This is a genomic window from Acutalibacter intestini (genome assembly GCF_034334985.1).
Taxonomy (GTDB): Bacteria; Bacillota; Clostridia; order Oscillospirales; family Acutalibacteraceae; genus Acutalibacter; species Acutalibacter intestini.
Window position 1 is genome coordinate 20,344 of sequence record NZ_JAWXXL010000013.1, and the last position, 12,842, is coordinate 33,185.

Annotated in this window: 9 protein-coding genes; 7 read left to right on the top strand and 2 right to left on the bottom strand. The window is 56.8% G+C overall.

The genetic code is table 11. From position 1 onward, the window contains the following. The first annotated feature begins 9 nt into the window (after positions 1–9). The 5 genes from U8U68_RS10890 (at position 10) to U8U68_RS10910 (ending at position 5,279) form a co-directional block, all read left to right on the top strand. Positions 10–1,779 (top strand): V-type ATP synthase subunit A, encoded by a 1,770-nt coding sequence (locus U8U68_RS10890; RefSeq protein ID WP_322200833.1) that lies wholly within the window; start codon positions 10–12, stop codon positions 1,777–1,779. Continuing rightward, on the top strand, positions 1,779–3,152 hold the full coding sequence (locus U8U68_RS10895; protein WP_322200834.1) for a V-type ATP synthase subunit B: 1,374 nt from the start codon (positions 1,779–1,781) through the stop codon (positions 3,150–3,152). Before U8U68_RS10890 ends, U8U68_RS10895 begins: the two co-directional genes overlap by 1 nt. 6 nt (positions 3,153–3,158) lie before the next feature. Continuing rightward, positions 3,159–3,815, top strand: a complete 657-nt coding sequence (locus tag U8U68_RS10900; protein ID WP_322200835.1) for a V-type ATP synthase subunit D — start codon at positions 3,159–3,161, stop codon at positions 3,813–3,815. A 55-nt stretch (positions 3,816–3,870) separates the two neighbouring features. Beyond that, positions 3,871–4,182 (top strand): class I SAM-dependent methyltransferase, encoded by a 312-nt coding sequence (locus U8U68_RS10905; protein WP_322200836.1) that lies wholly within the window; start codon positions 3,871–3,873, stop codon positions 4,180–4,182. Positions 4,183–4,274: 92 nt separating this feature from the next. After that, positions 4,275–5,279, top strand: a complete 1,005-nt coding sequence (locus U8U68_RS10910) for a glycoside hydrolase family 130 protein (RefSeq protein WP_322200887.1) — start codon at positions 4,275–4,277, stop codon at positions 5,277–5,279. 196 nt (positions 5,280–5,475) lie between these two features. Here U8U68_RS10910 and U8U68_RS10915 read toward each other — a convergent pair whose 3' ends face one another. Beyond that, complete coding sequence (locus tag U8U68_RS10915) at positions 5,476–7,104, bottom strand: leucine-rich repeat protein (protein ID WP_322200837.1); 1,629 nt, start codon at positions 7,102–7,104, stop codon at positions 5,476–5,478. Positions 7,105–7,384: 280 nt separating this feature from the next. Between U8U68_RS10915 and U8U68_RS10920 the strand changes: the two genes are divergently transcribed. Both U8U68_RS10920 and U8U68_RS10925 read left to right on the top strand, forming a co-directional pair. Further along, entirely contained in the window at positions 7,385–9,391 is a 2,007-nt protein-coding gene (locus tag U8U68_RS10920; RefSeq protein WP_322200838.1) for a DUF5054 domain-containing protein, read from the top strand. A 302-nt stretch (positions 9,392–9,693) separates the two neighbouring features. After that, positions 9,694–11,352 carry a DUF4091 domain-containing protein gene (locus tag U8U68_RS10925; protein WP_322200888.1) on the top strand — a complete coding sequence of 553 codons (1,659 nt, stop codon included), beginning with the start codon at positions 9,694–9,696 and terminating at the stop codon, positions 11,350–11,352. Between the two features lie 266 nt (positions 11,353–11,618). Here the strand turns inward: U8U68_RS10925 and U8U68_RS10930 are convergent, their stop codons facing one another. After that, positions 11,619–12,164 carry a methylated-DNA--[protein]-cysteine S-methyltransferase gene (locus U8U68_RS10930; protein ID WP_322200839.1) on the bottom strand — a complete coding sequence of 182 codons (546 nt, stop codon included), beginning with the start codon at positions 12,162–12,164 and terminating at the stop codon, positions 11,619–11,621. Positions 12,165–12,842: the final 678 nt, after the last annotated feature.

Consider the following 12,842-nt stretch of genomic DNA (forward strand, 5'->3'; position numbering starts at 1 on the left):
TCGGTAAACATGAGCAATGGCACCATCAAAAAAGTGGCCGGTCCTCTTGTTATCGCCAAGGGTATGCGTGACGCAAACATGTTTGACGTGGTACGTGTCAGCGAGCGCCGCCTGATTGGCGAAATCATAGAGATACACGGCGACGAGGCCTCTATTCAGGTTTATGAAGAGACCTCCGGCTTGGGGCCTGGGGCTCCGGTGGAATCTACCGGCGCGCCCCTTAGCGTGGAGCTGGGCCCAGGCCTTATCACAAGTATTTACGACGGCATCCAGCGTCCGCTGGATGATATTATGAAGATCTCCGGCAACAACCTGGAGCGCGGCGTGGAGGTTCCCTCTTTGAAGCGGGACCTGGAGTGGGACTTTGTGCCCAGCGCTAAAGTGGGCCAGGAGGTGACCGGCGGCGACATTATCGGCTCTGTGCAGGAGACCGTGGTGGTATCCCACAAAATTATGATTCCCCCCGGGGTCTCTGGCAAATTAACGGACATCAAGGCCGGCAAGTTTAAGGTGACGGACACAGTGGCCACTGTGGAGACCCAGGAAGGCCCCAAGGCCATTGGCCTGATGCAGAGCTGGCCTGTGCGCCAGGGCCGCCCCTATAAGCAGAAGCTCTCTCCCGACATGCCCCTCATCACCGGCCAGCGGGTGGTGGACACCATGTTCCCCATTGCCAAGGGCGGCGTGGCGGCAGTTCCGGGCCCCTTTGGTAGCGGCAAGACCGTGGTGCAGCACCAGCTGGCCAAGTGGGCCGAAGCCGACATTGTGGTTTACATCGGCTGCGGCGAACGCGGCAACGAGATGACCGACGTTTTGAACGAGTTCCCCGAGCTGGTGGACCCCAAAACCGGCAAGTCCCTGATGGAGCGTACCGTTCTGATCGCCAACACCTCAGACATGCCCGTGGCCGCCCGTGAGGCCTCTATTTACACGGGCATTACCATTGCCGAGTACTTCCGGGACATGGGCTACTCGGTGGCCCTGATGGCGGACTCCACCTCTCGCTGGGCCGAGGCCCTGCGCGAGATGTCCGGCCGTCTGGAAGAGATGCCCGGCGAAGAAGGCTACCCCGCCTACCTGGGCAGCCGTTTGGCCCAGTTCTACGAGCGTGCTGGTTCTGTTAAGACCCTGTGCTCTGGGGACCGGGAAGGCGCCCTGTCCGTGATTGGCGCGGTATCCCCTCCCGGCGGCGACATCTCCGAGCCTGTCTCCCAGGCCACCCTTCGTATTGTCAAGGTGTTCTGGGGACTGGACTCCTCCCTGGCCCAGCAGCGGCACTTCCCGGCCATTAACTGGTTGACCAGCTACTCCCTGTATCTGGACAACATGGAAAACTGGTTCAACAGCAATGTGGCTGAGGACTGGACCGCCCAGCGCACCAAGATTATGGGTCTGCTGCAAGACGAGGCCGAGCTGCAGGAAATTGTGCAGCTGGTAGGTATGGACGCCCTCTCGGCCCCGGACCGGCTGAAGCTGGAGGCCGCCCGGTCTATCCGCGAGGACTTCCTGCATCAGAACGCGTTTGACGATATTGACACCTACACCTCCCTGGAGAAGCAGCACGACATGATGCTGCTGATTACCGGCTACTACGAGAAAGCCCTGGCCGCCCTAAACGGCGGGGTGGATATTCAGAAGCTCATCGACCTGCCCGTGCGCGAGCAGATCGGCCGCTTCAAGTATACCGAGCCGGCCAACCTGAAACAGAATTTCGACCAGGTGATGGCCCAGCTGGATAAAGAACTGAACGAAGCCAAAGAAGCAAAGGAGGACTTCTAATGCCAAAGGAATATAGAACCATTCAGGAAGTGGCAGGCCCTCTGATGCTGGTGCGGGACGTGGAGAACGTTTCTTACGACGAGCTGGCGGAGATTGAGCTGGCCAATGGCGAGCGCCGCCGCTGTAAAGTGCTGGAAATTAACGAGGGCAACGCCTTGGTGCAGCTGTTTGAAAACTCCACAGGTATTAACCTTTCTAACTCCAAGGTCCGTTTTCTGGGCCACAGCATGGAGCTGGGGGTTAGCGAGGATATGCTGGGCCGGGTATTCGACGGCCTGGGCCGGCCTATTGACGGCGGCCCGGAGATCCTGCCCGACCGCAGGGTGGACATTAACGGCCTGCCCATGAACCCCGCCGCCCGCAACTATCCCCAGGAGTTCATCCAGACCGGCGTTTCCGCCATTGACGGCCTGAACACCCTGGTGCGCGGGCAGAAGCTGCCCATCTTCTCTGCCTCCGGTCTGCCCCACGCCCAGCTGGCGGCCCAGATCGCCCGCCAGGCCAAAGTGCGCGGCACCAACGACCCCTTTGTGGTGGTGTTCGCGGCTATGGGCATTACCTTTGAAGAGTCCAACTTCTTTGTGCAGAGCTTTAAGGAGACCGGGGCCATTGACCGCACCGTTATGTTTGTGAATCTGGCCAACGACCCGGCCGTAGAGCGCATTGCCACCCCCAAGATGGCCCTGACCGCCGCCGAGTACCTGGCCTTTGAGAAGAACATGCACGTGCTGGTCATCCTGACGGATATTACCAACTATGCCGACGCCCTGCGGGAGGTCTCCGCCGCCCGGAAAGAGGTGCCTGGCCGCCGGGGATACCCTGGCTACATGTACACCGACCTGGCCACCATGTACGAGCGCGCTGGCCGGCAGAAGGGAAAGAATGGCTCTATCACCATGATTCCCATTCTGACCATGCCTGAAGGCGATAAGACCCACCCCATCCCCGACCTGACCGGCTACATCACCGAGGGACAGATTATTCTAAGCAATGAGCTGTACCGCAAGAACGTGGCGCCGCCCATTGACGTGCTGCCCTCTCTAAGCCGTTTGAAGGATAAGGGGATTGGCGAGGGCCGCACCCGGGCAGACCATGCCGCTACCATGAACCAGCTGTTCGCCGCCTATGCCCGCGGCAAGGAGTCCAAGGAGCTGATGGTGGTGCTGGGCGAGGCTGCCCTGACGGAGATTGACAAGCTGTACGCCAAGTTTGCCGACGCCTTTGAAAGCGAGTACGTGTCCCAGGGCTACAACGCCAACCGGGACATTGAGGAGACCCTGGACATTGGCTGGAAACTGCTTTCCATCCTGCCCAGAAGCGAGCTGAAGCGTATTAACGACAAGTTCCTGGATCAGTATTACGGAAAGGTGTGATGCACCTTGGCGAGTAAACAAATAACTCCCACCCGCATGGAGCTGACCCGCTTGAAGAAGAAGCTGGCCACCGCCACCCGGGGCCATAAGCTGCTGAAAGACAAGCGCGACGAGCTGATGCGGCAGTTTCTGGAGAAGGTGCGGGAAAACCGCAGCCTGCGGGAAAAAGTGGAGGCGGGCATTATGGCCGCCAACAAGAACTTCCTGCTGGCCCGGGCGGGGATGCAGGACCAGGTGCTGAACACCGCCATGCTGGCCCCAAAGCAGCGGGTGAGCGTGGAGAGCGGCGTGGAAAACGTGATGAGCGTGGACATTCCCACTTTCAGCTTTAAGACCCGGTCCCCGGACCAGAACGACATCTTCTCTTATGGCTTTGCCTTTACCTCCAGTGACCTGGACGGCGCGGTGCAGTCTTTGGCGGACATCTTCCCAGATATGCTGGAGCTGGCCCAGTGCGAAAAGGCCTGCCAGCTGATGGCCGCGGAGATCGAAAAAACCCGCCGCCGGGTAAACGCCCTGGAGCATGTGATGATTCCGGAGCTACAGGCGAACATCAAGTACATCTCCATGAAGCTGGACGAGAACGAGCGTTCCACCCAGATTCGCCTGATGAAGGTGAAAGACATGGTACTAAAAGAAGCCCACCACTACGAGGACTTCTAAAACAGAACAAAGGCCCCTCCCAGCCGGGAGGGGCCTTTTCAGAAAGGATGGATCAATGGACTCCTATAAAGAGCTGGTTGAAAAACTGGAAGAGGCCAAATATCTTATCAGCATGACGCCCATAGAGCGCATGGTAGAAATTGGCTACAGCGCGGGCATGGCCAGCGGCTCTACGGTCCTGGACCTGTGCTGCGGCTATGGAGAAATGCGGAAAGTGTGGCACGAGGCTTTTGGCATCAGGGGAGTCGGCGTGGACAACTGCGGCGAGTTTATCCGGGAGGGGGCAAGGCGGACCCCCTGCCGCACCTCAAATTTTTGTGAAATTTTCGCAAAAACCCCTTCCAATTTTACCTTTTCTGTGCTATAGTATCAATAACAAGCGGCACTTAACTCTTTAGAACAAGCAAAAAATTCTCTCTATGCCGCTTTACTCAAATCGTATAAAACAAGGAGTGCTTTATCATGGCAAAGATCATCGGCCGGCCCGCCCTTCCCAACATGCCCTGGCAGGACAAGCCCGCTGGCTGCGACAAGCCTGTCTGGCGTTATGACCAGAACCCCATCATCCCCCGGGACGCTATCCCTACCTCCAACAGTATCTTTAACTCCGCCGTGGTACCCTTTGGCGACAGCTACGCCGGGGTGTTCCGCTGCGACAACCGGGGCGTGGAGATGGACATCTTCGCTGGCTTTTCTAAAGATGGCATCCATTGGGACATCAACCACGACCCCATTGTCTTTGAGGGCGAGAAGGACGTGATTCGCAAAGAGTACCGCTATGACCCCCGGGTGTGCCTGATTGATGGCAAGTACTATATCACCTGGTGCAATGGCTACCATGGACCCACTATTGGCATTGGCTGGACTGAGGACTTTAAGACCTTCCATCAGCTGGAAAATGCGTTCTTGCCCTATAACCGCAACGGCGTGCTGTTCCCCCGGAAGATCGGCGGCAAGTTCGCCATGGTCAGCCGCCCCAGCGACACCGGCCACACCCCCTTTGGCGATATTTTCTACAGCGAGAGCCCAGACCTTTGCTACTGGGGCAAGCACCGCTGGGTATTTGGCACTGCCAACGGCTGGCAGAGCAAAAAGGTAGGCCCTGGCCCCACCCCCATTGAGACGGATGAGGGCTGGCTGATGATTTACCACGGCGTGCTGAACAGCTGCAACGGCTTTGTGTACCGCTTCGGCGTGGCCCTGCTGGACATTGACCGCCCCTGGATTGTCAAGGGCCGCAGCCGCTTCTATGTGTTCGGGCCCGAAGAGGACTACGAGCTGACCGGCGACGTGCCCAACGTCACCTTCCCCTGCGCCACCCTTACCGACCCGGAGACCGGCCGCATCACCATTTACTATGGCGCGGCGGATACCGTAACCGGCCTGGCCTTTACCACAGTGGACGAGCTGCTGGACTATATGCGCAAGTACCCCTATCCGCTGGGAGACCAGGAGAATAAGTAATCTCTCATATCGTTAAGGCGGCTCATAAAGGGGGAAGCCCTCTTTGAGAGGAAGCCCCTTTGAGCCAAGCGGCAAAGGCCGCCCAGTTTAAGATATGGTGTTTGCTAATTTCTAAGCGCGTTTTTCACATAAAATAAAAAAGGACCGCCGGTTTTTCCGGCGGCCTTTTTGTGTGCATGGCGTGCTTCCGGCGGTCTTACCCCGCGAAGTCGCAGAAGTTCTTCAGGTACACTGCGGCCTGGGCCCGGCTGGTTTGGCTTTTCGGGTTCAGCTTGCTGCCGCTGGGCACAATGACGCCCTTGGCAATGGCCCACTTCATGGGGGTCTGGGCGTATTTGCTCACGTTTTTGCCGTCGCTGTACTGGTTCAGGTCCACGTTGGCGGAAAGGTCGCAGCCCTTGAACTTGGCGTAGTTATACAGCATGGTGGCGAAGTCCTGGCAGCTAATTTTCCCGTTGGGGTTAAACTTATTGTTGCCCACGCCGTTCACCACTTTTTTAGAAGCGGCCCACTTGGTGGGGGCCTTAGCCCAGTTGGCGGTCACGTCGGAGAAGCCGCCGCCGGAAACGGCGGGCTCACCCTCGTAGCGGTAGAGCATGGTGACAATCTCCGCCCGGGTGGTGGTGCTGTTCAGGTCAAAGTAGTCGTCGCCCTTTCCCTTCATCAGGCCGATGGAGGTGACAAACTTCACGGCCTCGGTGTACCACTGGCCCTCTTTTACGTCGGTAAAGCCGGCACCGGAGGTGCCAGGAATCACAGGCGCGGCGGGGGCGGCGCTGAGGTCCTTAAAGTTCAGACCGTACTTGAGGGCGTAGTCCAGGGCGGTGGAGTTGGACCTGCCGTAGATGGTGGTGATGCCGGCCTTGCCAATTGTATCAGAAGAGTCGCGAATCTTGCAGTTTTTATCGCCGATAATGACGGTCTTTAAAGACTTGGTCGCGCCCAAAGCGCTGCCGTTAATTTTTTGGACTGAACTTAAATCCACATAAAGCAGCGAGGGGCAGTTCCAAAAAGCATAGGAATCCACAGTCTCAATGGTTTTGGGCAGTTTTACATATTCCAAAGATTTGCAGTGGGCAAAAGCATCTTTTGGGATTTCTTTGAGTTTTCCTTCAACGGAAGCATACTTTAAATCCTTGCAGGATGAAAAGCAGGCATGCTCTAGTTCCGTCACGTTGGCGGGAAGAACCACAGACGTGAGGCCAGCTCCATCAAAAGCCTGCCCGCCTATTTTTTTAACGCCCTTTCCAATCGTGATTTTCTTTAGGCCACGGCAATTGGCAAAGGCAGCATAGGGGATCTCCTTTACGCCGTCAGGAATGTTAATAGAAGAAATTTTTTCGCAAGAGTTGAAAGCACCTTTGTCTAACTCCTTTAAGGTATTGGGCAGGGTCATTCCAACTAGTTCCATACAGCTGCCGAAAGCATAATATCCAATTTTTTTTAGCTTAGAAGGCAGGGGGCAGCTTTTTAAGTCATAACAGGCATAAAAAGCGTTTTCGCCGATTTCCGTTACCGTATCCGGCAGAGAAACACCCACCAAATCGTATAGCTTTTCAAAGACGCTATTGCCGATACGGGTAACGCCGGGCTCGACAATAATTTTCTTAATATATCTGCTGTAGCTGCTTACAGGGCACTGGTTGTAGTCCTCCATAGGCCCGCTGCCGCTGACAGTCATCACGCCGTTGGTGGCGTTAATGCTGTAGTGGATGTTCCGGCCCAGCAGCCCCTCGTAGGTCTCGGCGTGGGCCGCCAGCCCCATGGGCGCCAGGGTGAAAACCAGCGCCAGGGCCAGCAAAATGGATAGAACTCGTTTCTTCATAAATGGTCCCCCTAATAAAAAATTTAGCCTTCTTCACGCGGAACTTCCTTTTAAAAAGGAGAAATCGATTCCAAATGAAGATACCATTTTCATCTTAACATATTGTTCATAATTTTGCAATATTTTTCTAAAAAGCCGCCTGCCGGAAATTCCCTTCTTTTCTTCTTGACAACCCCCGCCCCACAGGCTATAATCTGGGAAAAGCCCAAGCCCCTGTTCTAAAACTTTTTACGCTGCGGGTCGGCTGGGCTGTATTATTATTTCCAGGAGAGTTACCGCCATGGACATCAAAAAAGTTTTCGTCATCCACAAGACCCACCTGGACATTGGCTTTACCGATTCCGCCGCCAATGTCCTCCACCGCTATCTGGAAACCTTCATCCCCGGGGCCATAGCCACGGCCCGGGCCTGTAACCAGGACGGCCAGAAAAATTTTGTCTGGACCGTGGGCTCTTTTCTTATTGAGCTGTACCTGGAGCGGGGCCAAGACCCGGACCTGCTGGTGAAAGCCATTGAGGATGGAGTTATTGCCTGGCACGGCCTGCCCGTGACCACCCACACCGAGCTGATGGACGGCAAGCTGTTCGACTACGGCCTAAGCATCTCCCAGCGCCTGGACCAGCGCTTTGGCCGGCATACCATTGCCGCCAAAATGACCGATGTTCCCAGCCACACCCATGCCATGGTGCCCCATCTGGTAAAAGCGGGGATTAAGTACCTGCACATTGGCATTAATGGCTCTTCCAAGATGGTGAAGCTGCCGCCCCTGTGCCGCCTGCGCTATGGCGAGGACGAGGTGGTGCTGGATTACGCCGCCCTGTACGGGGCCTCCAGCTCTTTTGGGGAGTATGCTATGGAGTTTGCCCACACGCCAGACAACAGCGGGCCGCCCTCTCCTGAAAGCGTGGCTGCTGAGATGGAACGCCTGCACAAAAAGTACCCTGGGGCCGAGATTGTCTCCGGTACCATGGATGAGTTCGCGGAAATCGTTTTGGCACACAAGGAAGAGCTGCCTGTGGTTACCGAAGAGCTGGGAGACACCTGGATACACGGGGTTTCCACCGACCCCTACAAGACCGCCGCCTACTATGAGCTGCTGCGCCTGCGGGACCAGTGGGAGCAGCAGGACCCCGCCGTCGTAGACTCCCCCGCCTGGCGGGAGTTTTGCCGGGGGCTGCTGATGGTATGCGAGCATAGCTGGGGCCGTGATGTAAAACGCTGGCTCTCGGACTGGCGCAACTGGGAAAAGGCGGACTTTTATGCGGCCCGGAAGCGGGACCATATCACCCCAGAGGACGTGATGCCCGCCGGGAAAGAGCTGCGGGAGTTTACCCTCCAGCACGAGCCCACCTTTGTGGCCGGGCTGTGCAGCTACCAGAAGATGGAGGATTCATGGGACGAGCAGAGGGAATATGTGGAAAACGCCGTGGCCGCCCTGCCCGCCCCCTGGCAGCAGAAGGCCAAGGAGCGTTTGGCCCTGCTAAGGCCCCAGGAACCCGCCCCCTGCCAGGAGCCCACAGACCAGCGGAGCTTTGAGATTGGCAGCTATAAAGTAGAGATTCTGGAGGATGGCAGCCTAGGTTTGGCGGAGCATGAGGGCCGGACTTTTGACAATGTTTGGCTGGGCCGGCTGGTGTATGAGGTGTACAGCGCCAAGACGGTGTTTGATAACCTGGAAGCCTATAACCGGGACCTGGAGCACACCCGGGTCTGGGCAGAGGGAGACTTCTGTAAGCCGGGCCTGGATACCGTGAAGGATCTGCAAGACGAGAGCTTCTCTTATTCCGTGGAGAAGGTCCAGCACAGTGGGAACCAGCTGCGGCTGTGGCTGGCCGCCCCAGAGCGTGCCGCGGAGAAGTATGGCGCCCCCCGGCTGGCTGTGGTCACCTATACCTTTGGCCAGCGGGTGGACGTGGATTTGCAATGGTTCCAGAAGGACGAGAGCCGCATTCCAGAGGGGCTATTCTTTGGCTTTAACCTGGGCTATCAGACTGGGGAGAAGATTACCCTGGAGAAACTGGGCCTGTCCATTGACCCCTACCAGGTACGGGAGGGCGGCAACCGGAAGCTGCACTGCTCCGCTGTGGTACAGGGCGGGCAGGGCGCTGTGCACAGCCTGCACGCGCCCCTGGTATCTGTAGGCGGACGGCACCTGTACGACGAAAACGAAGAGTATGGCGACGCGGCCCAGGGCATGTATTACCTGCTGTGCAATAACCGCTGGGGGACCAACTTCCCCTTGTGGTATGGGGAAAACGCTAAGTTCGGCTTCCAGGTGGAGGTCTAACGTCTGTTTCAAAAGTCCAAAGCAATAATCGTTCACATAATTTAAAAAGAGATTTAGGGCCTGTTTGAAAATAGAGGGAATAAGGTCTTTTTGTGCAGAAGCGGTGAATTTCAAGGAGAAAGCCGCAGGCTGTGCCCCGCCTGTACGGCGAGGAGGTTCGACACAGGAGGTTGGCCGCCTCTGGGCAAAAAGACGGCGTTTTCAATGTTTCAAACAGGCCCTAATATCTTTTTGAATTGGTGGCAAGGCCTCTTGCTTGACAACCGGCATATACCAATTGGCGGTTACAATAATGTTTGAAAGTGAGGAATATGATGAACTTCTCCTATCTACCGGTTTCTTCCCTGCACAAGGTCTTTCCCGCGGTTCAGCCTGCTTCCGCGCCCCGCTGCCTTGCTCTTACAGGCCTTCAGGGCGAGATTTTGTCGTTTCAGATTGCCTACTGCTGGGACGAGCCCGACCGGGCCTGGGGTGCTGTTACTGTGGAGTCGCCTCTGCCGGTACGGGTGCGTACCGTGGAGCTGTCCCCCTGCGAATATCCCTGCCACCAAACCCACGACCAGGGATACCTGGCCACTACCCCTGGCCTGTATCCCGACTTACTCCAGGACCTGTCCCCTTGGGGCGTTCCGCTGGTTTCCGGCCAGTGGCGGAGCCTGTGGGTGGATGTGGAGCTGGAGAAAACCACTGTCCCTGGGGAGTACCCGGTGGGGATTACTCTTTCTGCACAGGACCAGGAGCTCTGCCAGGTAGAGGCCCGCTGCCAGGTGCTGGACCAGGTTTTGCCCAAACTGCCCATTCCCCACACCGAGTGGTTTCATAGCGATTGCTTGGCCGACTATTACCAGGTGGAGGTGTTTTCGCCCCGCTGGTGGGAGATCGTGGAGGAATTTGTGAAAACCGCGGCCCGCCGTCACTGCAATATGCTGCTGACCCCTGTGTTTACCCCGCCCTTGGACACTGCCGTGGGGGGCGAACGCCGTACCGTGCAGCTGGTGGACGTGGAGGTTCAGGGCCAAGGGTATTCCTTTGGCTTTGAGAAGTTCCGCCGCTGGGTGCAAATGGCCCGAAACTGCGGCATGGAATATATTGAGATCAGCCACCTGTTCACTCAGTGGGGGGCCAAGGCGGCGCCGAAAATTATGGCCATGAAAGAAGGACGCCTTCAGAAGATTTTTGGCTGGGATACCGACGCGGGAGGCCAGGAATATGCGGACTTTCTGGGACAGTTTTTGCGGGCCCTAAAGCCCGAGCTGGAGCGGCTGGGGATGGGCCAAAGGACTTATTTCCATATTTCCGACGAGCCCAACCAGACCCAGCTGGACTCTTACCGAAGGGCCTGGGAGGCGGTGCGGAAGGAACTGCAAGGTTACGCCATGATGGATGCTCTTTCGGACCATGCCTTTTATCAAGAGGGGCTGGTGCAGCAGCCAGTGTGCTCCTTGGACCATATTGGGCCGTTTCTGGAGCAGCGCCCGCCCTACCTATGGGGCTATTACTGCACCTGCCAATGCGTGGACGTCCCCAACCGCTTTATTGCCCAGGCCGGGGGACGAACCCGGGTGCTGGGCGCGCTGCTGTACAAATACCGGCTGGACGGGTTTTTGCACTGGGGCTACAACTTCTACAATGCCCAGCATTCCCTATACCCCATTGACCCCTACCGCTGCACAGACGCCGGGGGCGCGTTCCCCAGCGGGGACCCCTTTTTGGTGTACCCGGGCAAGGACGGCAGGCCGGAGGAATCCCAGCGGCTAATGCTCATGGACCAAGCCATGAGTGACTACTGCGCGCTGACGGTTCTGGAACAGCTGGCGGGACGGGAAAAAGCCCTGGCCTGCATTAACAAAGACCTGAGCTTTCACAACTGCCTGCTGGACGAAGTGCAGCTGCTGGCCCTGCGCGAAAGGATTAACCACGCCATTCAGGCGGCATTGGATCAGGATAGAGACAAGGGATAAAGCAGACGGGGAGGTGCTTTTAAAGCGCCTCCTTTGTTTTTCCTGGCGTATAAACGCACGTCAGTTTACATAATGTTTTGACTGAAAAAAACTTTAAACCAAGGAAAAGCCACAGTGGACAAGGGGTTATCCACGAATTTCACAGAGTTTTCAACAATAATGCCGCGACGTAATCCAGTTTCGGGTAAAAAAAGGGAGAGAGGACAGGGGCCTGGGCGGCGAACGTTATGGCCAAACCCAAAAGCGATGAAATTCAGAGAGTCTGCTTATAGCGCCGCGCCCTTTTTGGGGATGGTCAGCCCCTTTGTGTCCACGCCCTCGTGTTCCAGCAGCCAAATTTTTTTGTCGATGCCTCCTGCATAGCCGGTGAGGCTGCCGCCTGTGCCCACCACCCGGTGGCAGGGGATGATAATAGACAGGGGATTATGCCCCACCGCGCCCCCCACGGCCTGGCTGGACATGCTGGCCAGCCCCTGCTTGACGGCTAGCTGCCGGGCGATGTTCCCATAGGTGGTCACCTGGCCATAGGGAATTTGACGCAGGAGCTGCCACACCCGCTGCCGGAAAGCCCCGCCGGCAGGGGCCAGACTTAGTTTGCTAAGGCTTGGCCGTTCTCCGGCAAAATACTGGCCCAGCCAAGCCCGCGCCTGAGTAAAGACCGGCAGATGGTCTCCCCGTTCTGGGGGCTCCGGCAAAGGGGCCAGAAAATATTTTTGTCCCGCAATCCAGAGGCCCACCAGGGCCTGGCCATTCTCTGTACAGGCCAGGGTGAGTTCGCCCAGAGGAGATGGGTAAATGGTATAATAAAACACGCGGTTTCCTCCTTACAGAGAGTTTTTGGGGCGGCATTGTGGTATTTTTCTCATTATACAGAAAGAGCAGAGGAAAGTCACGGGTTTCGCGTAAAAAGTCCGGTGTAAGTTCTTTTTTGGCGGAACGGCCGGGCTGAATATTTATGGAACAAGTTTTGCGATGAAGGACTGAATGGCCTTTAGCAGGGAGGGGGCTTTGAATCCGGACTGCTTTTGGCCTCGCGTTCCACCGAGATGCAACGCCCAAACTCGGTGGATTTCATTGGTGGGCAAGACTCCAAAATGTCATCATCAACTCTTTTTTTACCAAAGTCTTGACAAAAGCAACAAAACTGTGTATAATAGCAAAATAAATGAAAGACTGTGACGGGAAGAAGGCTATACGGTCTGACTTTTCAGAGAGTTCGCGGGTGGTGTGAGCGGACAGGCGGCGTATGGCGTATACTGATCCCCGAGTCTCCTTGCTGAACGGCGGCTGGCTGGTCCCAGAGTCTATCTCTTGGGCTATGCGGGGCCCCTATTAAGCCGGGACGCGTGGCGGCGTTACCCGCCGGGCCTTGTCAGAGGCTTTTGAGAACAGAGGGGCAACTCTCTGTAAAACACGGGTGGTACCGCGTAAATCAATAGATTTTCGCCCCGGGTGCAGCAATGCGCCCGGGGTTTTTTTTACGTGCCCTC